Source organism: Massilia sp. MP_M2 (genome assembly GCF_039123635.1).
Lineage (GTDB): Bacteria > Pseudomonadota > Gammaproteobacteria > Burkholderiales > Burkholderiaceae_D > Telluria.
In genome coordinates this window covers 175,061-198,611 of record NZ_JBCHJF010000004.1, presented here as the reverse complement: position 1 = coordinate 198,611, position 23,551 = coordinate 175,061, and the positions used below count along the sequence as shown (strand labels likewise).

Sequence of the window (23,551 nt, the reverse complement as noted above, 5' to 3'; positions counted from 1 at the left end):
ACCGGCGCGCGGTGGTCGGGGGCGCTGGCGGGATTGTTCTACAGCATCATTCAACACAATAGATCATGGGCTTGCCAGGGTCAAGAATTGGCCGCATGCGACTGTCTTGGGAGCGCAGCATGTGTACATGATAAGCTTCCGCATTCTGCAGAAAAGGTGGGTTCATGAGCGCGTTGGTCAAGACAGGGATTGTGGGGCTGGACGAGATCCTGCACGGTGGTATTCCACGCAATAACAACCTGCTCGTCGAAGGGCCGCCCGGCGCGGGCAAGACGACGCTGGGACTGGGTTTCATCTACCGCGGCGCCGTCGACTTCGATGAGCCGGGTGCCATCGTCTCGTTCGAGCTCGACCCGGCCAAGCTGTTGCGCGACGCCGCCGGCTTCGACTGGGACCTGCAGGGCATGATCGATCAGGGCCGGATCAAGATCATCCAGACCAGCCCGGCCGTGTTGATGAGCGAATTTCGCAGCAGCGACGGCGCGTTCTCGGCCGCGCTGTTGGCGATGGGCGCCAAGCGCCTGCTGATCGACGGCCTGACGCCACTGCGCCTGTACGCCGAAGGCAACGACATCCCGTTCCGCGAAGACGTGCACCTGTTGATCGAGGGGCTCACGCGTCTGGGCGTGACGACGATGGTCACGGCCGAAAAGGACGCGTCGCTGGGCGGCGTGTTGGCACATGAGCGCTTCGTATTCGACACGATCATCTCGCTCACGCTCGAAGAATCGCGCCGCCGCATGCATCGCCGCCTGACGGTGGCCAAGTCGCGCGGCCAGGATTTCATCGGCGGCAGCCACACCATGCGCATCGAGCCGCACGAGGGCGTGCACGTGTACCGCCGCGCCCAGTCGCGCCCGGTCATGTCGCCCGACCAGCCGACCTCGGAAGAACGCCTGTCGACCGGCTCGCCCGCCATCGACAAGATGATGGACGGTGGCATCTACAAGGGCTCGGTGACGCTGGTCAGCGGCATTTCCGGCACCGGCAAGACAGTGCTCAGCGTGCAGTTCCTGAGCGACGCCATCAAGAACGGCCACAAGGCCCTGCTGATCAGCCTGGACGAACACGCACGCCAGTTGATGCGCAACGCCAAGCCCCTCGGCTTCGACCTGCAGGCACTGGTCGATGCGGGCGACCTGTTCATCCATTACGAGTCGCCGCTCGAACTCGAGCTGGACGTGCACTTCGACCGCATCATCAAGCTGGTGGAAAAGGAAGGCATCGACTGCGTGGTGTTCGATTCGATCGCCGTGTATGAGATGACCAGCCGCAGCGAAGTGGCCGATTACCTGTACGCGCTGGCCAGCTTCTTCAAGAACCGGCTGGCCACGACGCTGTTTAATTACGAAAGCCCGGAACTGCTGGGCGTGTCGCAGATCAGCGAAGAACTCAAGGGCTCGCACCTGGTCGACAACATCATCCTGCTCAATTACGTCGAAATTTCCACCGTGCTGCGGCGCGCGCTGGCGGTGCCGAAAGTGCGCGGCAGCCGCAACCTGCAAGTCACGCGCGAATACACGATCGGCGTGGGCGGCCTGAGTCTGTTGGACGACAGCGACAGCAATACCCAGGCCGTCCCGCAACTGCCGTTCTCGTCGTATTACGGCCTGTTGTCGCGGTCCCCATCGCGCCAGAGTCCGATGATCGAGGAAGCCGTCGCCAATGGCGACCCGATGCCCGAGTCGACGCATCAACCGGCTGAAACGAACCGGTGATCGCCGTCGACCTGCCCGACAAGCCGCCCATCGACTGGGACGACTGGCGCGCGCCGCTGCGCCAGTACGCCGAGGCGACCGGACTGGTGACGTCGGTCTACAACACGACCGGCGTGCGCCGCATCGGGCCACTGACCAGCTCGCGCATGTCGACCTTTCTCGCCGGGCAGTCGACGCTGTGGGCCGAGGACGGCCCCGGCACGGCGCTCGAGCGCAGCCTGGTGCGCGACGTCTGCCAGCAGGGCGCACCCACGGCCAGCCAATTCAGCGAAGGCTTCTGCGTGCGCGCGCTGCCGCTGCTATTGCACGGCAATGTGTATGGCGTGCTGGTGTTCGGCTGGCGCTTTGCCGATTTCAGCTCGCCCCTGGCCTGCGAGCGCATCGGCCGGCAGATCGGCGTGTCGGGCCATTTGTTATGGAGCGAGGTGCGACTCGACGCGCCGGTCTCCGCCCAGCGCATGGCCACCTACGAAACCCTGCTGCTTACGCTATCGAGCACGCTTGACCGGCAGCGCGAAACCATCGCCGACCTGACGCGCGTGAGCCGCACGCGCGAGCTGTTCCTGGCGACCGTCTCGCACGAGATGCGCACACCGCTGTCGGCGCTGTCGATGCGCATCGAACTGATGCTGCGCACGATTCCCGACCTGCCAGAGAAGGCCGTCAGCGGCCTGGAATCGATGCGCGTGCACGTGCGCCAGGAGGCCGGCATGGTCGACGACCTGATCGACGCGGCGCGCACGCTGACCGGGCAGATGTCCATCGTGCGCAAGCCGATCGTGCTGGGACAGGTGCTGCGCGAAGCCATCGCCACGGTGGAGCCGCATGCGCATGCCAAGCAGATCCTGATGCAGGTGACACCGGCCGATTACGGCGCGGACATCCGCTTCGAGGCCGATGGGCAGCGCCTGCAGCAGGTGTGCTGGAACCTGCTGTTCAATGCGGTCAAGTTCACGCCGGTCGGCGGGGTGATCCGCATTGGTATCCGCTGTACCGGGGGATGGATCGAGATCGATATCGCCGATTCTGGGCAGGGCATCGAGGCGGACGATTTGCCGCATGTGTTTGGCGCGTTCAAGCTGCAGCAGCATGACAATGCCACCGGGCTGGGACTGGGGCTGTATATCGCGCGGCGGATCGTGGAGCTGCATGAGGGGACGCTCAGTGTCAGCAGTGAAGGGCGGGGACGGGGGGCGACGTTTGCGATTCGGTTGCCGGCTGGGTGGATTGGGCCGTTGGTGCCTGGTGCTCTCGAGGCCAGATAGCAAAAAACCCGCGGCTTTTGGCAAGTGGCACGTCCACGCGCGTTAGCGCTCTTTACGCACGACGGCTTTCGACAAGGTCATGTCGACGAGCGAGTGACTGCAGCGCGATGGAGCTCGAACCGGATCGAGTGGAAGGAGGTGCCGATTGCTTCCGGAAAATCACCGCGTCGCTGCGCGGATCTCTTTGAGAGCATGCCGAACTTCTTCGGGCTGGGCCTCGACACGAATGCGTTGTTTGACCAGCTCTCGCCGGAGCGCGTCTGCGCCACCGTAAGCCTTCGCGAGCCGGGCAGCGAAGTCCGCAGCAAGACGCTGCATCATGTCGAACGGGAACTCGTCGTCGAACACTCTCGCTGAGAAGAGTTGCCGGGCGTCGCCGTCCAGAACTTCGCACTTGTCCCCATTCACGCCAAGAATGAAACCGGAGCCTCCGGCCGTGTACTGCTGGTCAGCGCTTACCGGTTTGCTGTCGACATCGTAACCGTTGAGCAGATAGTACGTCCGCCCGGAAGCGTCGCTCGCTTTGGCGAAGATAAACCACACGCCGGAAATCTCTTCGCTATCGTTCAGCGCATGGCATCCAGACGCCAGCTTGGTGGGGAGCGGCTCGAACTTTACCCGCTCGCGATCATATTGCAAGCCCAACAGCGGCTCTTGAAGCATGCGGGGCGGCGGCGCGCCCAGAGCCGATGCGCACACCATAACGAGCAAAAACGGGGTGAGAAGCTTACGGACGGTAGAAGACATGTGGTGGCCTTTGTTTACGGTATTCCGCTCCGCCCCAAAAATCACGCTGCTTGAAGTCGGATATCCAGATCCGGCCGTCGAATGCCGCGATGTGCCCTGACACGTTCCCTTTGGGGTAAGGTTGAATGACAACGATGTCTCCTTTCATCGGAATAAATGTATCGGAATTCGCCACGTTCAGCCTGTGAAATCCCAGCCTCAGCAGTGTTGGGCCCCAGTTCTTGGCATCGATTGGGTGCGTGCCCCTGGCATGGGCGCCGCCCGCTTCGAGGGCCTCCCGCACATACATCGCGCAACGGGCGATGCTTCGCGGTCTGGCTTTTGTCCTGAGGTGGTGAGTGTAGCGTTCAATATCGACTGGCATGATGACGCTACCCGATCTTGTTCTGCGAGAGATCCCAGCCACACAGCGTCTGACCACCGGCGCCGCCTCCGATCTTTTGCTTGCTGTATTTCCATTTCACCTTCGCGAACGTCAAAGAGAAGGGGTTCTCAGGCAGGCGCGAGGCAGATTCAATGCAGGGAATTGCTTGGCTGACCAACAGGTTTTTGAGCCCGGGCTCGACATGTTTGGGCTCTTTATCGTCACCGTCAGTACGTGTGAACTCGAACTTCGTCTTTGAAACGTAAACGCTGTTTTCCGGTTTCCTTTTGATTCCATTGGTTCGTAGATAAAGGTCGGTCGCCATGGCTTCTCCTACGCATGTATTGAGAAAGCCATTCTTGCGCCTATATGCGAGCTCGTTTTTGGATTGCCTCAAGGAAATCTCACATGTAGCTCGTGTAGCTAGGTAGCTAGTCTCAGGTCTGACATTCGGACACAGCCTCAGCTATGAACGAGTCAAGTCCAGCCTCCAGATTTTCGTTTTGCCCCGGCGCCAATGCCAAGTGATGCAGTTGGAAAAGCTGCTACCTCCTTAGCTGCGCCCTTGAAAAAACGAGCGAGTTTGACTACATCAGAGTTGGTGTCAAAATATCAGACCTGCCCCACAGTGTGTGACCCGCAGTGTGTGTCGCAGAAGACCATGACCCCACAGTGCCATGCGATTCGATTGCCGGTGGGGCGCGCTTGGCTGACGGCGCTTGATGATGCGGAGCCCAGATAGCAAAAAACCCGCACTTCCTGAGAAGATTGCGGGTTTTTAGCGTAATACGAATGCGTGATGCGAGTAGGTGGTGCTCCGGCCGGAATCGAACCGTCCTATGAAGATCGCTCTATGCCTGGGAAAATACCAGCAAAAATACCAGCAACGTATTTTGCTGCTGAGCGCCAGGGGCTAGCGTCACCTGCAAGGCTTGTAGGTTTGCTGCTCTGCGGCGATCGCCTAGAATTTTAGGTGATTGCGAGGCGCTACCCCCGCGCTGGCGCCTGTCGACTAAATTCAAATGATTTGCTGATTTTTAACACGGTTTTAACACGTTTTAACATGCCTATTTTTCGCGCTTTTCAGTTCGTTTCCCCTATGAAGATCGGGTAGTCGCCGGGCCTCATCAGGCCATTTGCTGATTTGATTAACAAAGCCCAAAAGGGGGATTTTTTCTGCGCGTGGGAGGGAACGTGGTGTCGGTCGGAGAGGGTGTTTAAGTTTTGACGCCCCCCGTCATTGCTTCGGGGGTAACTGTCCTTGTTTCAGCCTAGGTGCCTAGCCGATCAGGTGAGCCGGCTTGCCGCGCCTGGCGGCTTGTATGGTGCCTTGGCGCCGCTCAGTGGTGGTCGTTGCTCTGGGTAGGGCGGGAAGGTAGGGGTGCGTGCCACGCGGGAAAGACAGCCGCTGCACGCTCTCGGGGTTTGATGCTGCTGGGCCACTCACCGAGTAACGCCCTGAAACTTTGCTATTGCTGATGACCGTTAATCAACCGTAGTGCCTGCATTGACGGGCGCGCTTTGGCGCCCTGTGTCACTTTTGTGGCACGCCTGCAATCAGCGCACGCCGGTCACTACCGCGAGCGCCTTCGGGTACATCACAGCGATATCGGCGCGCACGTGGCAGATGAAGCCGACTTCACCGGTGCCAGCGAACAGCTCCTTCGCTGGCTGGATGCTGACCTGTTCGCGCATCATGAACAGGACCTTGGAGAAGTCGCCCACGTAGATTTCGCTGCAGTCCGTCGCCGTGCCCACGGTCAGGTTGTTTGGCACCTGGCTGGTGGCGATCATGTTCCAGCTCTCCAGCATCGATGGCTTCTCGATCGGATGGCCGAGGTTGTCGGTCAGGCCGGCGAGGCGCACCAGGGAGCGAGGTGACATGATGGCGGCAGCCGGTTGCGATGCGTCTGCCTGCAGGATGGCTTGCGTTGCTGCCAGCAGGTTGGCATAGCCGTTCAGGGCGGTGCCGTTGGTGCCGTTGGCAACCTTCTGGATGCCTGGGGTATTGACGATGCCGAGCGGCTCGGGCGCGATGCCAGACCCGCGCAGGCCCACGCGGTCCAGCTCCTTGGCGAAGGCCTGGGCGATAGCGATGTTGAGCGCCTCGGCCATGTTCGACGCATCGGCCAACAGCTCGCGGCTGACCTTGAAGATGAACGCCAGGCTCTTGGGCTGCGCTACCACGGCGCGGAAGGTGGCGTCCGACATGGCCACTGCGCCCGACTCCAAGCGCCATTGCGCGTTCGGGATCGTGTCGATGGCGGCGGTGGTGAAGCTCTTGGCGCCGCCGTCCAGCGGCACGATGCCAGCGCCAGCAGACAGCAGGGAGGATGCCGGGACCAGGGCTTCCAGGATGCCCGGCATGACCACACTCGGCAGCAGGAAGCCGCCAGCGGTATCGGTGCCGCTGGACAGGGCGGCTTGCACGGCCGCGTTGGACTTCATCCCGGCCACTCCCCGCACGAAGTCATCGATGCGGATCTCATCGCCAGGCCGGCCGCTGTTCATGGCGCCATACTGCGCGCCGTTGTTCATGGCGCTGTAGTGGGCGCGGATGTCCTTGCTGTTGCGAAGGACTTTGACGTCGCCGCCAGCGTGGTTACTGGTGGGCTCGATCAGATTTTGCATGCCTTTCTGGATTGTCTGGAGCTCGGCTTTGATCGCGTCTCCGCGCGCGACCTCTTTATCGAATTCGATTTGATTCTTTTGACTCCAGCTGGCGGCCGGGGTGGCCTCGAGCATTTTGTTGCAGTTCGTTTGAATCTGGTCGAGTTCGATGCGCAGGTCTTGTAACGACTTCATGGTATTCCCTCTAAGAAAGTGTCTTAGCAGAATCGCGCAATCCGTACTGCGCCACAAGTTGCTATGGGCCGCAGGACGGAGCCAGTCGGTTCAGTACGGTGCAGCTATGGACGCAAGGCGCTTAGCACGTAGCCAATGGTCGAAGTCAGCGCGCGCAATGACCGCGATACCTGGCGTGATTTCAAAGAACCGAGGGAACGAGGAATCCGCTTTGACCATGCGCGCCAGCGTGTGGCGGCTGATCCCGAGTTCGTATGCGACCACTTGGCGCCGCATGTATTGGCTGATGATGGCTGTCATGGGGTAACTCCTTCAATTCTTGTTGCCGGCCTGGTGATGCTGACCGGATTCGTGTGATGTGTGGCCCCGAAGCCCTTGCAGCGCTGCAGGAGGATTGGCAGTTCTCGCGGTACCTCTTGACTACCTAGCCCCGCCTGGCGCCACTGCGAGCAGCGCCGTGATGCCGTTGCGCCCGAGAGGTGCGCGCACTCCAGGCACACGCGCCGATCGTCACGCTGACAGTCCCGTAGCGCCAGGCGATCAGCCAGTGCCGTTGCAGTGACCAGGTTCAAGTCGCGATCGGTGAACAGCGCCAGCCGGGCGGTGTAGATATCGACTGCATCGAAATTCTGGATATGGTCAGGCGGGGTACCTACAGAAACTACAGAAACCCCCTCCGTCGTTTTCGTAGGGTCGCTATCCGGCGCTGCTTTTTCAGGCATCGAAAACCGGATACGCTCAGGCGGGGTACCTACAAAACCTACAAAAACCCTTTTCGTAGGTTCTGTAGTTTTTGTAGGGTCGCTAATTTCTGAGGAATCCGCGTCCTTCAGGCGGGCCAGCCAGCTCATGGCTCGCCCCCTGGCAGTGCCGCTGGGTTGACCACGTAGCGCGCGCTTGGCCTGCCACGCCCGTGTGCATCGGTCGACGTTTGAACGTCTTGGCGCAACCAGTCGTATTCGCACAGCGTGTCCGCTGCTTTGCGCACCGCGTCGGGGCTGTTCAGTCCGGACCATCCTTTCTGCGCTACCTGGCGTGGCGTGAACTCGTTGCCGAGTGCGCCGGCCCGGATGCGCTTGAGCAGCACGACAGCGCCACCGATTTCCGGAACCATCGCCGCCGAGTACAGCCGGCCCGCATGGCTGCGCAGGTACTCACTCCAGGCCAGCGCGCGCAGCAGCTCTTGCACATCAATCAGGCCACCGCTGTCCGGCGTGTCGACCAGGGCGAACACCAGCGCCAGCGCCGGCACCAGCTTGCGGTACTTGGCCAGGTGCGATTCCATCGCCGGGTGCAGCTCGCCAGTCTTGAGCTCCTGTTCGAAGGGAATCCGCCACTCCACGAAAATCTCCTGCGCTGCCGGCGTGAACCGCCATACGGCCGGGTCGGTGTCGCTGGCAGACTCGAGCGTGGACAGGCGATTGAACACGTCCCATGCGGCCTGCTTGGCCGGCGTGTCGGGCCATTGGTCGACGTGCCGGAATTCGCCGTGCGTGTCAGGCCATACCGTCAGGCCGAAGCGTTGCAGCAGACCATCGTCGGCGCTGCCGCCCGATACCGCGCCGCGCACATACTCTTGAACGCGGCCAGGCTGAATCCCGCCGATCATCGACAGGCACACTCGCGGGATATGGATCGTGCCGCGCCCGATTCGGTCGAACGTGTAGCCCTGGTTGCCGTCATAGCTTTGCAGGTAGAACGCCCTCGATCCCTCCTGGCCCTGGCGGTCCATGCCAGTGAGCAGCCCGTACAGCTCATCCCGATAGGACAGCGTGCCCCACGTGTTCACGCGCAGCAGCTCGCCCAGTTTCTCCACGGTTGCATCGTTGACGATGAAGCGCCGCGGCGCCGGCTCTCCCTCGACCTCGACCGGCTGCAGCAGCGCGCGCGCAGCGTCCGGGTTCTTGCTGGCCAGCGCCTTTGCCTTCTTCTCGTTGTCGGCGCCCTGCATCTCGGCCACGCGTTGATCGATCGTCCAGGCATCGTGTGCGGCCTGCCACCGGTCGAACTCGTCCACCTGGAGCCGGTTCAACGGCTTCAAGGCCTCACTGAGCGCGGGACTCTTCATCACGCCAGGCCGGCCGACGATCAGGCCCCACAGGTTCGGCACTACCTGCCAGTCGTCACGCTCCTTCGGCCGCACCACGGCGCGCGCGCCAATCAGGCTGGATAGCGCCACCACGGCGCCCACCGCTGCGAAGTCAGGCGGGCACTGCATCCGGTGCGCGATGTCCATTACCCAGCCACGCAGCGCCAGCGGCAACAGTTCGGCATCGAAGGGCATCACGGGCGGCAGGGTGTCCGGCAGCGGCGTTGGCTCTGGCCAGGTATCCGAGTGGATCATCGATCGTTCGGCCGTCACGCTCGTAGCTGAGCGGATTTTTCCGGTGAGCTGGACGGCCGCGCTGACCGCCTCTGCAACTGCCTGTTTCCCTGAACTGGCGAGCATGTCGTTGAAGTCGGTCGAGTCGCGGTCGTCAGCATGGAAATCCGGTACCGCCAGCCAGCCGCCCACCGCCTGCGCAGCAGCTTTCGCGCAGGCCATGCCCTTGTTGCCGCTGGCGCTGTAGCGATCGTCATCGGCGCACACGATTATGCGGACGCCGGGCAGTTTGTCGCGCAGCGCCCGGGTGACTGGCTCCAGGTTCCCGGCATTGAAGGCCACCGCCACGGGATAGCCGGTAGCAGCGTGCAGGCTGGCGCCAGTGGCGAAGCCTTCGCAGACCAGCAGCGTATCGGTGCGCTCGCCGAAGCTGTAATAGCAGCCCTTGACCCTGCCATGTGACTTGAGGCGCTTGGTGCCGTCCTCATAGATAAACTGCAGGCTCGTGACCGTGCCGGCGGCGTCACGGATCGGGACAATCAGGGTGCGCTTGTCCTTGAACTCTTTCAGGCCGTACGGCTTGATCTGCTTGCGCACGCAATACGGGTTGTCGTCCGTGGCATCGCGTGCATTGGCCAGAACCTGCACGCACACCGCCGCTGCTTCCTGCTCAAGCTGCAGGCGCGTGAACTCGGCAATTTGGCGAGCCTTGGCTATCTTGGCCTGATACTCGGCGCGCTCGGCCGGCGTCAGCACCTGGTCGGACTTGCCGCACCACTTTTCTGACAGGTCGGTTTTCCAGTTGCCGAACGCGCCGGCCGGCACGCCGTCCGCGTACAGGATGTACCAAGCCGACTTCTTTCCCTTCTCGTCAGCAGCGTCAAAGCGGTGGCGCTCGCCATCAGCAACGATCTCGGGCGGCGCCAGGTCATAGGCGGCCATCGCAGCACCGAACTGAGCTTCGATATTGGTCATCATTTGCGCTCCTTGACGCCGTATTTATTCAGCCAATCGAGGCGGTCGGAAGCGTGGTTAGCGAGCAAGCACGCCGTAGCAGCAGCGAAGCGAGTCAGGTAATCGGTGTCCACCGAGTCAAGCGTGGGCGATTCTTCGTCACCGGCGTTGCAGTCTTCGTTCATCTCGCGCGTCAGGTTGCTGGCGCTGGTCATCTCGATGCAGACCTGCAGGCCCCGAGCAACGTCCATCGTCAGGGCGACGAACTGCGCCGCGCTGTCACCCCTGAGCTCTTCGCGCAGGAAGGAGTAGGGCTTGTGCGATGCTGGTGTTGTTGGGATGCGGGCGCTCATGCTTTCACCCCCATCATGCCGGCGACAGTGGCCACAACTTCATCGGCCATCTGCTGGGCGAGCCACAGGGTGTCGTCGGGGCCGTCCTTCGGCTGGATCAGCACCAAGAGGTTGGCCAGCTGGCGCGCGCGCATCAGCGCATGGTCGCCTACGTCCACGGCTGCAATGCGCAGCTGGGCGTAAGGCGTCGTCACGATGGTTTCGATAGCGGCGTTCATGCTGCACCGCCGTTCAGGGCGGCCAGCGCCAGCGCCAGGTCGTCGGCCAGGCTGGCAGAGACGGCGATTGCGTCATCTTGGCCAGCAGGCGGGAGGATTGCATAGACGCCGAGCATGGCGCCAATGGTGTCAGCGATGCCGGCGAGGCGGCGGATGTGTTCGATGTGGGAAATTACGGGCGTGATGGTGCTTGGCATGGTGATACCTCTTCGGGTGGCGTTTACACCGCCTTCCGTCGCCAAACGGGGGGGGCGGCAAATAGTAAGGTTGGCGAACCGGCACCCAAAGCCACCGGCATACCCGAAGGTATCCCTACTACTGCCGCCCATTGAATGGGCGAACGAGGTCAACACACGTAAAAAAACCGCCTTGCGCGGTCTGTGCGCTTTGGGTAATGTCCGGTCGCCAAACCAGGTTCCCTCTTTTTCGGGAACGCTTTTAGCATAGGCGGGGGACGTTGTGCCGTCAACAGAATTTTTTTGTATTTGGTCAGGCGGGGTGCCTACAGAAACTACGAAAAGGGTTTTTGTAGGTTTTGTAGGGTGGTCGCCTGACCATATCGGGGAAAATGAAGGGTCGTTTGCGCGGGAATCGACATTTCTGGCCGAACCTGCCATGGAGCCTACGAAAACTACGGAAAGGGTTTTCGTAGTTTCTGTAGGTACCCCGTTAGGCACATCCTTAAAAATCGAGCGGTGCTGCTTCCGGCCGGCTGACCCGCCGCGAAGGGTCGAGTTTGAAACGCAACCCTTCGGACGAAATTCGTACGCAGTGCACATCATGCTGCACCGCCTGCGCGCTTGGCCAGGAACGCATCGACCTCGGAGGCGTCCCAGACCGTTACGGACTCGCCCAGCTTGAATGGCTTCGGGAACTTGTTCTCACGAACCCAGCGCCAGATGGTTGCTGGGCTCACTGGCAGCTTGCCGGGCTTTCCCTTGGTGGTCGCCAGTTCGGCAATTCGAATAACTTGTTGTGACACGATGCACCCCTAAAAGATACTCCGCAATCTGCTGCGGCACGGGATGAATCATTGTCGAAATTAATAAGGCAGAACAGGTGGGTGGGCTTAGAAAACTCACCCGGCCGCATTTCGAACAACGGGGGGTGAGTTTTAAATGGAGGGGTGGATGAGTTAGGCGTCGGGGGTGGGTGGGGGGCCACCGTCCACTTTCCAATTGCATATCTTTGCCACCTCTTCGATAGCGGTTTTATTCATGTCGCCGGCATTGTGGCCATGGGCTTTGCTGCCACGTTTATGCGCCAGATTGAGCGCCACGTAATTGTGCTCTAACCATGCTTTCATAGCCGCTTGAGGCATTTTTCCCCTGTGGAGAGATCCATCTTCCATTGCCTCCCAAGCCAGAACCGCCGCAGCCAATTTTGCCGAATATCTCGGGTTGGATGGGTCGAGGTAAGCCGGGCGGGTCGCAGATTTTTGGTGGGTTATATTGGGGTAGTCCGTGTACTCAATTTCGCTACGCTCTTGAAGGGATTCAGGTAGTGCGTAGTCTGGCAACTGATATTTGAACAGGTGAAATAGTTCCTCTCTCATCCAGCCTACCAGTGCAGGATCAATTTCCCCGACGTTGGTTTTTACGACTTCTAATTTATTAGTCTGGATAATGGCCTCTAACAATATTAAAAGATCGAAGGCAGATTCTTCGTCATCCAGTTCCTCTTCCTTTGCATCCCAATAAACATCGGGAGTGTTTTTGGATATTCTTTTTAATGTACGAGCAATATCGGAGAATGAATCCCCCGAATCTTCTGAAAGTTTTATCAATGCCTCCTTGGCGCTGATAAAAAGATTCTTTTGGCTTGCATTCAGCGCCGAGAAAAATCCCTTATTCGGCATGGTTCACCTTTTCTGTTCGCAGGTTATCTAAGTAATCGGCCCAACGCTGCATCATTTCGCGGCGCGCGGGCAGGTGGGCGGTCCGGTTGTAGGCGCGGCCGTTGGTGTCGCGCACCGCGTGCGCCAGCTGGTGCTCGATCAGGTCGACGCGCTCGCCCAGCACTTCATCCAGGATCGTGCGGGCCGTGGCACGGAAGCCGTGGCCGGTGATCATGTCCTTGTCGTAGCCCATTGAGCGCAGGCTGGCGTTCACCGTGTTTTCGCTCATGCATCGATCGCCAGTGCGGATGCTGGGGAACACGTACTTGCCTTGGCCGGACATCGGATACACGGCGCGCAGGATCTCGACGGCCTGGCGGGCCAGCGGTACCACGTGGTCGACACCCATCTTCATCTTGGCGCCAGGTATGCGCCACTCGCCGGCGTCCAGGTCGATTTCGACCCACTCCGCGGCGCGCAGCTCGCCAGGTCGAACGAAGAGGAGCGGCGACAGCTTGAGCGCCGCCTGGGCGTACGGATGGCCGCTGTAGGCGTGGAGCGCGCGCAGGAGCGGCGCTACCTCGGCCGGATCGGTGATCGCCGCATAGTGAGCCTTGGGCACGGCCGACAGAGCGCCGCGCAGGTCTGCCGTGACGTCACGCTCGGCCAGGCCGCTAGCCACGGCGAATCGGAATACCTGGCCACATAGCTGCTTGATCTTGTGCGCCGACTCGATCGCACCCCGGGCCTCGATCTTCTGCAGCATCACAAGGACGTCACGTGGCCCGATAGCCGTAATCGGCCTGGCGCCGAGGATAGGGAATACGTTCCGCTCGAGCCAGGACGTGTTCTTTTCGAGCGTACTCTCGGCCCGGTCGGATGCCACTTTCGCCAGGTAAGCACGGGCAACGCTCTCGAAGTCATTCAATGCGGCGAGCTTCTTGGCGGCGCGGCCTTCGCGTTTGGCTTCCATCGGATCGATGCCGTCACTGATTTGCTCGCGTGCTGCGTCCCGCAGCTTGCGCGCCTTTGCCAGACTGACGGTGGGGTAGACGCCAAGCGCCAGGGTCTTCTGCTTGCCGTGGATCCGGTAGTTCATGCGCCAGTACTTGCCTACCCGGTTGACGAATAGGTACAGCGCCAGGCCGTCCGTGTGCTTGTCGCCGGCTGCGCTGCCAGAATGCTTTACCTGGCGAACGAAGGTATCTGTGAGGGCCATGATGGTAGTTGCGTGATGGTCTTTTTTGAAATCCCCACAGAACTACCATCAATTTTCTGCCCTGGGATAACTTTTGATGAGACAGCATAGCACAACAAAAAACCCGCGCTCTCTATGAGAAACGCGGGTTTTGGCATTCAGTGATACATGTTGCGACAGGGTAATGGTGCCTCCGGCCGGAATCGAACCGGCACGCCTTACGGCGCTTGATTTTGAGTCAAGTGCGTCTACCAATTCCGCCACAGAGGCCCAATCGCAGGCGGGCATCTTAGCACATCGATTGCTCAGCTGGCCAGTGCGCCGCGAAATTCGCTGTGCGCGCTGCCAGATGGACACGCCAGCGGCAAGTGCCACGCTGGCTAACACGTCATCCGATGCTGCAACAACCGCAAGCTCCCCATCGGCCCGACGATCTCCAGCACATGCTCGCGCACCGCGACATCGATCGCGCCTTCCTGCCCGCGCAGCCAGGGGCGCGGGCGGAAATAGCGGATGTTGGTGCTGTCGGCGGTGGTGCGGCGGTAGCCAAGTGCTCCAAGCGCTTCATCGACCCTGTCGATCATCTGACAGACATCGACACGGCTGCGCATTTCGAAGCGGCCCGGGGCCAGCATGCAGATGGGGAGCAGGCCGCCCACGACGGCGGGCACCACCAGAAAGGGCATCGGGATAGCGGGATCGATCAGGTGGAGCGCCAGTACCAGCAGGGGCAGCCCGGCCAGCAGCGTGAGCGCCCATGGCAGCGACTGGCGCCAGGTGTCGATGCGCTGCAGGAAATCAAGGCGTTTCCTGATGCGCTCGATTTCAGAAAATGTCACGCTGTTCATGGTGCTCTCCCTGGCTGCCGGCATTCGTCCGTGTTCGCGCCGATCAAGAAAACTGGTGCAATATCCAGCCGACTATTAGTTGAATCGTCATTGACCTGATCATTGTGACGAGCGCTTAGTGGCTGACGTTTGACTGCGCGCAAACACGCATTCGTTGAAGCCAGCTTCTCATAAAGACAACACTGGCCGCGCACAGGTGGTTTTTGGCCAGTTCATTTACCCGGAACGAATAAGCCGCACAGAAGTGCGGCTTATCGGGGAAGTACTCAGGGTTTCTGGCGGAATAGCCGGAAGCGTTCGTCGCGGTCCGATGCGCGCCGGCCTTCCCACAGCGGGGTTGCGTCGCGCACGTTCCATTTAGGTAGCAGGGTGGCGTCGCGGCGGTTGCGCAGGCTGTCCTGCAGCAGCACGTAGTCGCACTTGCCGCCGGCAAGCGTGACGAACGGCAGGCGGCCGTAGAAGGCCAGCGAGGCGCGTTGGGCCGCGCCGACGTTGGTGGCGATGCAGTTCGCGTCCGCCGGCAGGCGGGCGGCGATCTGCTGGGCCACGCCGGCGTAGCTCTTGCCGTAGTTCAGGTCGGGCAGGAACAGCGTCATCAAGAGCACCCACAGCAGGATCAGGCCGCCCGAGGACAGCACCACGGCGCGCCACAGCACCGCCGGCTGGCGCGACAGGCGCCAGTGCACCAGCATGATCCAGCCGACGCTGGCGCCGGCCGCGACGATGAAGGTGACCACGCCGATTTCGGGCGTGAAGCCCGGCACCAGCTTGAGCGCGTTCTTGGCCAGCTGCGCCGGCCAGCCGGTCAGCTTGGCGATCCAGAACAGCCAGATGATCGCGCTCAGCATCGTCAGCACCATCACCGAGAACCAGTCGATGGCGTTGATCGCGCCGCGCTTCATCGTCGGCAGGCCGAAGGCGGCCATCAGGGCCAGCGGCGGCAGCATTTTCAGAAAGTCGCTGTTTTCCGGCGACGGGTCGGCCAGCAGTTGCAGCACCAGCGCCAGGAAGAAGAACACGGGCAGCACGATGTGCAGCATCTGCTGACGGCGCCAGGCCCAGATCGCCCACAGGGCGAACGGCCAGGCTGGCCAGAAGAACCAGATGCCGATCCGGAAGAAGGCTTTCAGCGCTGGCCAGCCGGGCAACCCGATCTGGTGCGCGTTCCAGTCGAGCCAGTCGGCGACGGGCGACAGGCCATAGGGTTGCAATACCGTGGCGGGTACGATCCAGATCAGCGTGAGGCCGAAGCCGACACCAGCGGCAACGGCCAGGTCGCGCAGCGCGCGTGGGGTGGGCAGCTCGAGGTAGCGGCTGCAGGCGAACAGTGCCACGAGCAGCACCAGCGGTGGCAGGAAGCCTTGCGTGAGCGTCAGCGCGCCAAGGGCGATGCCCACCAGCACCGCATTGCGCGTGCTGGCGAGTTCGACGTAGCGCACGGCGCGGTACAGGAAGAAGGCCAGCAGCGCGCCCTGGAGGGTCGCTGCGAGCGTCAGGTGGCTTTGCAGCAGCAGGCCAAGGCTGCCGAGATAGATCAGGACGGCGGTATCGCCCAGCGTGCGGCCGTAGTCGTCCGGCTCGGGCTGGCCGCCGAAGGCCAGGCGCAGCGGTTGCGCTTCGGCGCGCCGGCCCAGGTGGAAGGCGGTGTACCAGAGCGACATCGTGCCCAGCACGAAGATGCCGACGGTCGAGATACGGGCGGCGAGCACGTCGCCCAGCAGCCAGCCGAACAGCTTGATGCACACGGCGCCGAGCCAGAACGCGAGCGGGCCTTCGTCGACACTGGCAAGGCCTGCGATGTTCGGATATAGCCAGTCGGCCAGCGTGCCATGCGCCATCGTCCACATGATGCCGAAGCTGGCGGCGTCTTCCTTCCACAGGTCGCGGCCGATCAGGCCTGGCAGGATGTAGAGCAGGCCCAGCGCAAGCAGGGCCCAGCGGGGCAGTGCCAGGGTGGCGGCGGCGGGAAGACGGACTGGTTTCATCGATAAGTCTGATGGCAGAAATGAGCGCGTAGTATAGCCGCGAAAAAAAAGAAGCCGGGTAAGCGGCTTCTTTTTTGAAGCCGGCAAAGCCGGCTGTCTGGCCAAAGCCGGTTAGGGCTTTGACGGTATTACATGGGCAATTAGCCGTTGGCGACCGAGGTCTTCGAACCAACTGCGCCGAACTTCTGGCGGAATTTCTCGACGCGACCAGCGGTGTCGACGATCTTGTGCTTGCCGGTGAAGAACGGGTGCGACTCGGCCGACACCTCGATCTTGACCAGTGGGTATTCTTTGCCTTCGTGTTCGATCTTGTCGCGCGTGTTGATGGTCGAGCGCGTGATGAACTTGAAGTCGCACGACACGTCATGGAACACGACGTCGCGGTATTCTGGGTGAATTTCAGTTTTCATGGTCTTGCTTTCTATTGAGTAGGTAGCCAAACAGCACTTCGTCGGTCGTCTCGCTTCTTGACCCGATTGCCGCTCACTTGCCAGGGTTGGGCAGAACCGGCGATTATAAATTGGTTTTCACCTTCCGGCAATGCCCAACAAAAAAGGCAGCCCGAAGTCTGCCTTTGCGCGTGATGCGTTGCGGTGGCTTAGCCGCCGCGGCGCATCATGTCGAAGAACTCCACGTTGTTCTTCGTTGCGCGCATCTTGTCGAGGATGAATTCCATCGCTTCGATCTCGTCCATCGAGTAGAGCAGCTTGCGCAGGATCCAGATTTTCTGCAGCTGGTCCGGCTTGATCAAGAGCTCTTCGCGACGGGTACCCGATTTGTTCAGGTTGATCGACGGGTAGACGCGCTTTTCGGCCAGACGGCGCTCGAGGTGCACTTCCATATTGCCGGTACCCTTGAATTCTTCAAAGATCACGTCATCCATGCGCGAACCGGTTTCGATCAGCGCGGTCGCGATGATGGTCAGCGAGCCGCCTTCTTCGATATTACGGGCCGCGCCGAAGAAGCGCTTCGGACGCTGCAGCGCGTTGGCGTCAACACCACCGGTCAGGACCTTGCCCGAGGCAGGAATCACGGTGTTGTAGGCGCGCGCCAGGCGGGTGATCGAGTCCAGCAGGATCACGACGTCCTTTTTCATTTCGACCAGGCGCTTGGCTTTTTCGAGCACCATCTCGGCAACCTGCACGTGGCGGGTCGCTGGTTCGTCGAAGGTCGAGGCGACGACTTCGCCGCGCACCGAACGCTGCATCTCGGTCACTTCTTCCGGACGTTCGTCGATCAGCAGGACGATCAGCGTGACGTCGGGGTGATTCGCCGTGATGGCATGCGCGATGTGCTGCAGCATGACTGATTTGCCGGACTTCGGCGACGCCACCAGCAGGCCGCGCTGGCCCTTGCCGATCGGCGAAATCAGGTCGACGATGCGGCCGGTGATGTTTTCGGCACCGTTCATGTCGCGCTCGAGGCGCAGCGGCTCGTTCGGGTGCAGCGGCGTCAGGTTCTCGAACAGGATGCGGTGCTTCGAGGCCTCAGGCGATTCGCCATTGACCTTGTCGACCTTGACCAGTGCGAAATAACGTTCGCCGTCTTTTGGCGTACGCACTTCGCCTTCGATCGAGTCACCCGTATGCAAGTTGAAACGACGGATCTGCGACGGCGAAATATAAATGTCGTCGGTCGAGGCCATATAGCTCGCATCAGGCGAGCGCAGAAAACCGAAACCGTCCGGCAGCACTTCGAGAGCGCCGTCGCCGAAGATCTGTTCACCGCCTTTTGCGCGCTTCTTCAGGATTGCAAACATCAATTCCTGTTTGCGCAGGCGGGCTGCGTTGTCGATATCGAGGCCGATTGCCATTTCCAGCAGCGCGGAAACGTGCATCGCCTTCAGTTCAGATAAATGCATGTGTTTGGGTGACCCGTGACGGGTAAAAAAGGTAGGGGAGGGAACTGCGTGGGTTAATCAAGGCGGGAAGGTGGCAATGAGCCGTGGGCCCTCCCGGCCGGGAGGCGATGACGCGGGCGCGTCGTCGCCGATTATTGTATCAGGTGAATCAGATGTTGCCGTCGATGAAGGCGGTCAATTGACCTTTTGCCAGTGCGCCGACTTTTTGCGCAGCGACTTCGCCATTCTTGAACAGGATCAGGGTCGGGATGCCGCGGATGCCGAACTTGGCTGGAACAGCCTGGTTGGCGTCGACGTCCATCTTGGCGATCGTGATCTTGCCGCCGTATTCCTTGGCGACTTCTTCGAGGATTGGGGCAATCATCTTGCAAGGACCGCACCACTCGGCCCAGAAATCGACCAGCACCGGCAGCTCGGATTTGAGCACGTCGGATTCAAAGGATGCATCGCTGATGTGTTTGATGTTTTCGCTCATGGTTTCCTCAATAAGAGGTAATAACTGTGATTAACGCCTTGAGACAGGACATGCGGAACGTCTCGACCGGCTACCGGGGTATCTTCCTGTGTTGCTTAATATTGTTACTACACAATGGTGGAGGCACTGTGTGCGAAATTCAATATTGGAAGAACGGCTAGAGGGTGTCAGGCGGGGAATGAGGCGAATAATACCGCATTTTTTTGAAAAGTGTTTAGCCGCTTGTACAAAAATTCAACAGGTCAGTGCTGCGCGCAACTGGTTTTGTTCAAGCGGCTTGCGAAATGAACCGACCACCTGCAGCCCCAGCGCGCGCGCCAGCTCGCCAGCCGCTTCGCGCACGCCGTCTTCCAGCGCTGAAATCAGGATCACCTTGCCCTGATACCCTTGCGCTGCTGCGGCTTGCAGGAATTCGATGCCGTCCATTTCAGGGAGCATCAGGTCGCAGATCAGCACATCGGGCATGGCTTGGTCGAGGCGCTGCAGCGCAGTGCGCGCCTCCGTTTCGAGCACGACCGTACTGGGCCCGCATGCGACCAGCATTTCTCGCATCACTTCGAGCAGCAGCGGATCGTCGTCGAGCACGAGCACGTGCAGGAGCGCTTGGGTGGCTGACGCGTTGGCGGCTTGCGATGGCGTGGTCATACTTGATGGGGAAGGGGATGGCTATTCCGCCAGATGGCCACAGTGTGACATGGTTTATTGTCTGTTTGCATGATTATTTTCAAACGCTGCCCGTGAAGCGGGCCAGATGGCCTGGATGCCACAAGGTGGCCACCGAGGCAATTCGGCCGGCCGACGTCGTGCGCCGGTGCAGTACCAGACATGGCGCGCCCGGCGCGATGCCCAGGCGCAGCGCCGTTTCGCCCGATGCCGGCAGGGCCTCGATGGCGTAAGTGGCGCCCTGCAGCGGCGCACTTACCATCAGGTGTTCATTGGGCGTGATGCTGGAAAAATCCTGTTCCAGGTAGGCCGGGGCGCAGCCCGGATTGACCCAGCGGTCTTCGAGCTGGATCGGCACATCGTTCTCGAAGTGGACGATCAGCGAGCGATACAGCGTGCTGCCGGCTTCGAGAGCAAATTCGGCGGCCAGCAGCTCGTCAGCAACGCCGGCCTCGAGCACCAGCACGCGGCTGGTATGCTGCTTGCCGCGTTCGCGGATCTCGTCGGCGATATTGCGGATCTCGACCAGCGTGGCCTGGTACTTCTGGGGCGCGACATACGTGCCCGAGCCCTGGCGTCGCACGAGTACGTGCTCGGCGGTGAGTTCGCGCACGGCGCGGTTGACCGTCATGCGCGAGACGCCGAACAGGCGCACCAATGCCTGCTCGGATGGCACCAGGTCGCCTTCTTTCCAGCGCCCGGCCGCGATTTCGCCGACCAGATAATCCTTGATTTGCCGGAAAATGGGTGCTTTGTCCGGGGGGCTGTCTTGCAGGGGATCGTGTGTGGTCCTTGGGTCCAAGCGGTTCTCCGAAGTGACGGCCTGTCTGACCAGCCAAGATTCTAGCATTCGGATTCGAAAGCAAGACCCGGCGTGCATGGCCCCGGCCATGGCGCTACGATAGGTTTGCCGCCTGACCTCTGGAGAAGACCATGACCGCTACCGCACCTGCCGCTGCAATCGCCGATGCCGATGCCGATGCCGAAGCCGATGCCGGCGCCGGCGCCGACAGCGCCGATCTGCGCTGGGCCGCCGTGCAGGGGCGCGATCCGGCCTTTGATGGCCGCTTCGTGTATTCGGTGCGCACCACCGGCGTGTATTGTCGGCCCTCGTGCCCTTCGCGTGCGGCCCTGCGCGCCAATGTGGCGTTCCATGCGGGCCCCGATGCCGCCGAAGCTGCCGGTTTTCGGCCCTGCCTGCGCTGCGCGCCGCACCTGCCGCCGCTCGCCGAGCGCCAGCGCGAAGCCGTTGCGAGGGTGTGTCGCCTGATCGATGCCGCCGACGAAGCGCCGGACCTCGACAGCCTGGCGCAGGCCGCCGGCATGAGCCGCTTTCACTTTCACCGCGTGTTCAAGGCGCAGACGGGGATCACGCCGAAAGCGTATGCGGCGGCGCGGCGCGCCGAGCGCGTACGGCGCGAACTGGCGCAGGGCGCGCCGGTACTCGATGCGCTGTTCGACGCCGGCTACGGCTCGAGTACGCGCTTCTATGCAGGGGCGCATGCGGTGCTGGGCATGGCGCCGGCGCACTACCGGGCCGGCGGGCCCGGTGAGACAATCCGCTTCGCCATCGGACAGTGCTCGCTGGGGGCGATCCTGGTGGCGGCGACCGCGCGCGGGATTTGCGCGATCCTGATCGGCGACGCGCCGGCCCCGTTGCTGGACGATCTGCAGGCGCGCTTTCCGCAGGCTGCGCTGGAAGGCGCCGACGCTGCGTTTGGGCAGACAGTGGCGCAGGTGATCGGCCTGGTCGAGGCGCCGCGCATCGGACTGGACTTGCCACTGGACGTGCGCGGCACCGCATTCCAGCAGCGCGTGTGGCAGGCGCTGCGCAGCATCCCTGCCGGTCGCACGGTCAGCTATGCCGAACTGGCCGCGATCGTCGGCGTGGCCGGCGGCGCGCGCGCCGTGGCCGGGGCCTGCGCCGCCAATCCGGTGGCGGTGGCGATTCCCTGCCACCGCGTGGTGCGCACTGGCGGCGCGCTGTCCGGTTATCGGTGGGGGATCGAGCGCAAGCGCACGCTGCTCGAACGCGAGCAGCAGCAGGAGCAGAAGCCGGCAGCATCCAACCCGGGTTGAACGGGCGCCGGTGCTATGCCGGGCATGCAAATTTCGATACACTCTCCCGAGCTGCGCCCACGAGGCGCGGGATCCCAACCGACGGAGAAAACCACGCATGCGCGCACGCTTGACCCCCCTGTGTTCCCTGATCGTCCTGGCCGTTGCCGGCAGCCTGCCAGCCCACGCCGCGACCCTGATCGACAACGCCAACGGCTATACCCTCACTACCAAGGGCGACCTGGTGCAGTTCACCGCGATCGCCTTTGACGACGCGGGCCGCATCATCGCCGTGGGCGCCAGCGCGGATGTCGCGGCCAAGGCGCCGCAGGCCAAACGGATCGACATGGGTGGACGCACGCTGCTGCCCGGCCTGATCGACGCCCACGGCCACGTGTTCGGCCTGGGCCAGCAACTGACGCAGCTCGACCTGTTCAACAGCACTTCGCTGGCCGGCGCGCTCAAGTCGATCGGCGAGTACGCGGGCGCCAATCCCGGGCACCCGTGGCTGCGCGGGCGCGGCTGGAACCAGGAAAACTGGAAGCTGGGGCGCTTTCCCACCGCCGCCGAACTCGACGCCGTCGTGAGCGACCGGCCGGTGTGGCTCGAACGCGTCGACGGCCACGCCGGCTGGGCCAACAGCCGCGCACTGGCGCTGGCCGGCATCACGAAAGCCACGCCCGATCCGGTCGGTGGCAAGATCGTGCGCGACGCAAATGGCGAAGCGACCGGCGTCCTGGTCGATACCGCGCAGGATTTGCTGACCAAGGTGCTGCCGCCGCAGACCGAGGCCGAATCGCGCACGATGCTCGATCGCGCCCTGAGCGAACTGGCGCGCGTGGGCTTGACCAGCGTGCACGATGCGGGCGTGGACGTGACCCAGGACCGCCTGTACCGTGCCTACGCCGATGCGGGCAAGCTGACGACGCGCGTGTACGGCATGATCGGCGGCGCCGGCAAGGATTTCGATGTGCTGGCCAAGAACGGCCCGCTGAACGACTACGGCAACGGCATGTACGCGCTGCGCGCCGTGAAGCTGTATTCGGACGGCGCGCTGGGCAGCCGCGGCGCGGCGCTGATCAAGCCGTACAGCGATGACGCGCATTCGCACGGCCTGCTGTTTTTCAAGAGCGGGCAGATGGACACCCTGATGACGAAGGCCATGCGCCGCGGTTATCAGGTCAACGTGCATGCCATTGGCGACGCCGGCAACAAGCAGATCCTCGACATCTATCAGAAAGAAGTCTCCGCAACCAGGAGCAGCGCGCAGCGTCACCGCATCGAGCACGCGCAGGTCGTGCAGCCGCGCGACATCCCGCGCTTCAAGTCGATCGGCATCATCCCGTCGATGCAGCCAACCCACGCGACGTCCGATAAAAACATGGCCGAGACCCGCGTCGGCCCGGAGCGCATCAAGGGCGCGTATGCCTGGCGCACGTTCCTGCACCAGGGTTCGCGCATCGCCTGCGGCTCGGACTTCCCGGTCGAAGCGGCCAATCCGTTCTTCGGCCTGCACGCCGCCGTCACGCGCCAGGATGCGCAGGGCCAGCCGGTGGCCGGGTGGTACCCGAACCAGGCGATGTCGCTGAAGGAAGCGTTCCGCTGCTTCACGCTCGACGCCGCCTATGCCGGGCACCGCGAAGACAGCCTCGGGTCGCTCGAAACAGGCAAGCAGGCCGACTTCATCGTGGTCGACCAGGACTTGTTCAAGATGCCGACGTACGACATCCACAAGACGGGCGTTCTCGAAACCTGGGTGGCAGGCAAGCAGGTCTTCAAAAAGTGATTCGATAGGGTTGTATAGACAACCTGAATGAGGTACCGTGGACGGATTCTGCGTTCACGCGGGGACGGTTGGCGCCAACCCATTCGGTAGGGT

The 23,551-nt window shown here is 62.0% G+C and carries 24 protein-coding genes and 1 tRNA gene; 4 read left to right on the top strand and 21 right to left on the bottom strand.

The window, feature by feature from the left end:
• Nucleotides 1-164 precede the first annotated feature (164 nt).
• Together RCH14_RS11235 and RCH14_RS11230 are read left to right on the top strand one after the other, a co-directional pair.
• Nucleotides 165-1,718: an ATPase domain-containing protein gene (locus tag RCH14_RS11235; protein ID WP_343026202.1), complete on the top strand. Its 1,554-nt coding sequence runs from the start codon at nt 165-167 to the stop codon at nt 1,716-1,718.
• Nucleotides 1,715-2,983, top strand: coding sequence for a HAMP domain-containing sensor histidine kinase (locus RCH14_RS11230; RefSeq protein ID WP_343026201.1), 1,269 nt, complete (start codon nt 1,715-1,717; stop codon nt 2,981-2,983). The genes RCH14_RS11235 and RCH14_RS11230 overlap by 4 nt, the downstream gene beginning before the upstream one ends.
• Before the next feature lie 159 nt (nt 2,984-3,142).
• On the opposite strand, the gene RCH14_RS11225 is transcribed toward RCH14_RS11230, so the two are convergent.
• From RCH14_RS11225 to hutC, 21 genes are all read right to left on the bottom strand, one after another.
• Complete coding sequence (locus RCH14_RS11225; protein WP_343026200.1) at nt 3,143-3,730, bottom strand: hypothetical protein; 588 nt, start codon at nt 3,728-3,730, stop codon at nt 3,143-3,145.
• Nucleotides 3,711-4,094, bottom strand: a complete 384-nt coding sequence (locus tag RCH14_RS11220) for a CHAP domain-containing protein (protein ID WP_343026199.1) — start codon at nt 4,092-4,094, stop codon at nt 3,711-3,713. The genes RCH14_RS11225 and RCH14_RS11220 overlap by 20 nt, the downstream gene beginning before the upstream one ends.
• A gap of 7 nt (nt 4,095-4,101) precedes the next feature.
• Nucleotides 4,102-4,419 (bottom strand): hypothetical protein, encoded by a 318-nt coding sequence (locus RCH14_RS11215; RefSeq protein WP_343026198.1) that lies wholly within the window; start codon nt 4,417-4,419, stop codon nt 4,102-4,104.
• Between the two features lie 1,232 nt (nt 4,420-5,651).
• Nucleotides 5,652-6,899 (bottom strand): phage major capsid protein, encoded by a 1,248-nt coding sequence (locus tag RCH14_RS11210; RefSeq protein WP_343026197.1) that lies wholly within the window; start codon nt 6,897-6,899, stop codon nt 5,652-5,654.
• A gap of 90 nt (nt 6,900-6,989) precedes the next feature.
• Entirely contained in the window at nt 6,990-7,199 is a 210-nt protein-coding gene (locus tag RCH14_RS11205) for a hypothetical protein (protein WP_343026196.1), read from the bottom strand.
• Nucleotides 7,196-7,750, bottom strand: a complete 555-nt coding sequence (locus tag RCH14_RS11200) for a hypothetical protein (protein ID WP_343026195.1) — start codon at nt 7,748-7,750, stop codon at nt 7,196-7,198. Before RCH14_RS11200 ends, RCH14_RS11205 begins: the two co-directional genes overlap by 4 nt.
• Complete coding sequence (locus RCH14_RS11195) at nt 7,747-10,200, bottom strand: DUF3987 domain-containing protein (protein ID WP_343026194.1); 2,454 nt, start codon at nt 10,198-10,200, stop codon at nt 7,747-7,749. The genes RCH14_RS11200 and RCH14_RS11195 overlap by 4 nt, the downstream gene beginning before the upstream one ends.
• A complete protein-coding gene (locus tag RCH14_RS11190; protein ID WP_343026193.1) occupies nt 10,197-10,529 on the bottom strand; it encodes a hypothetical protein in 333 nt (110 codons plus the stop codon). Before RCH14_RS11190 ends, RCH14_RS11195 begins: the two co-directional genes overlap by 4 nt.
• A complete protein-coding gene (locus RCH14_RS11185; protein ID WP_343026192.1) occupies nt 10,526-10,747 on the bottom strand; it encodes a hypothetical protein in 222 nt (73 codons plus the stop codon). The genes RCH14_RS11190 and RCH14_RS11185 overlap by 4 nt, the downstream gene beginning before the upstream one ends.
• On the bottom strand, nt 10,744-10,944 hold the full coding sequence (locus RCH14_RS11180; protein ID WP_343026191.1) for a hypothetical protein: 201 nt from the start codon (nt 10,942-10,944) through the stop codon (nt 10,744-10,746). The genes RCH14_RS11185 and RCH14_RS11180 overlap by 4 nt, the downstream gene beginning before the upstream one ends.
• A gap of 581 nt (nt 10,945-11,525) precedes the next feature.
• The gene (locus RCH14_RS11175) at nt 11,526-11,729 is read right to left on the bottom strand and encodes an AlpA family phage regulatory protein (protein WP_343026190.1); all 204 of its coding nucleotides are present in this window, start codon (nt 11,727-11,729) and stop codon (nt 11,526-11,528) included.
• A gap of 153 nt (nt 11,730-11,882) precedes the next feature.
• Complete coding sequence (locus RCH14_RS11170; protein ID WP_343026189.1) at nt 11,883-12,605, bottom strand: hypothetical protein; 723 nt, start codon at nt 12,603-12,605, stop codon at nt 11,883-11,885.
• Entirely contained in the window at nt 12,595-13,803 is a 1,209-nt protein-coding gene (locus RCH14_RS11165) for a phage integrase central domain-containing protein (RefSeq protein WP_343026188.1), read from the bottom strand. The genes RCH14_RS11170 and RCH14_RS11165 overlap by 11 nt, the downstream gene beginning before the upstream one ends.
• 164 nt (nt 13,804-13,967) lie before the next feature.
• Nucleotides 13,968-14,052 (bottom strand) — tRNA-Leu (locus RCH14_RS11160).
• Between the two features lie 110 nt (nt 14,053-14,162).
• Nucleotides 14,163-14,630 (bottom strand): hypothetical protein, encoded by a 468-nt coding sequence (locus tag RCH14_RS11155; protein ID WP_343026187.1) that lies wholly within the window; start codon nt 14,628-14,630, stop codon nt 14,163-14,165.
• 266 nt (nt 14,631-14,896) lie between these two features.
• A complete protein-coding gene (locus tag RCH14_RS11150; protein WP_343026186.1) occupies nt 14,897-16,615 on the bottom strand; it encodes a glycosyltransferase in 1,719 nt (572 codons plus the stop codon).
• A gap of 140 nt (nt 16,616-16,755) precedes the next feature.
• Complete coding sequence (locus RCH14_RS11145; RefSeq protein ID WP_343026185.1) at nt 16,756-17,025, bottom strand: type B 50S ribosomal protein L31; 270 nt, start codon at nt 17,023-17,025, stop codon at nt 16,756-16,758.
• 188 nt (nt 17,026-17,213) lie between these two features.
• A complete protein-coding gene (gene rho, locus RCH14_RS11140; RefSeq protein ID WP_183556196.1) occupies nt 17,214-18,476 on the bottom strand; it encodes a transcription termination factor Rho in 1,263 nt (420 codons plus the stop codon).
• A 148-nt stretch (nt 18,477-18,624) separates the two neighbouring features.
• Entirely contained in the window at nt 18,625-18,951 is a 327-nt protein-coding gene (trxA, locus tag RCH14_RS11135) for a thioredoxin TrxA (protein WP_343026184.1), read from the bottom strand.
• Nucleotides 18,952-19,185: 234 nt separating this feature from the next.
• Nucleotides 19,186-19,596: a response regulator gene (locus RCH14_RS11130; protein WP_343026183.1), complete on the bottom strand. Its 411-nt coding sequence runs from the start codon at nt 19,594-19,596 to the stop codon at nt 19,186-19,188.
• Between the two features lie 79 nt (nt 19,597-19,675).
• The gene (gene hutC, locus RCH14_RS11125; RefSeq protein ID WP_343026182.1) at nt 19,676-20,416 is read right to left on the bottom strand and encodes a histidine utilization repressor; all 741 of its coding nucleotides are present in this window, start codon (nt 20,414-20,416) and stop codon (nt 19,676-19,678) included.
• Between the two features lie 131 nt (nt 20,417-20,547).
• Here hutC and ada point away from each other — a divergent pair, with 131 nt between their 5' ends.
• Nucleotides 20,548-21,693, top strand: a complete 1,146-nt coding sequence (gene ada, locus RCH14_RS11120) for a bifunctional DNA-binding transcriptional regulator/O6-methylguanine-DNA methyltransferase Ada (RefSeq protein ID WP_343026181.1) — start codon at nt 20,548-20,550, stop codon at nt 21,691-21,693.
• Nucleotides 21,694-21,790: 97 nt separating this feature from the next.
• Complete coding sequence (locus RCH14_RS11115) at nt 21,791-23,458, top strand: amidohydrolase (RefSeq protein WP_343026180.1); 1,668 nt, start codon at nt 21,791-21,793, stop codon at nt 23,456-23,458.
• The last annotated feature ends 93 nt before the right edge of the window (nt 23,459-23,551 follow it).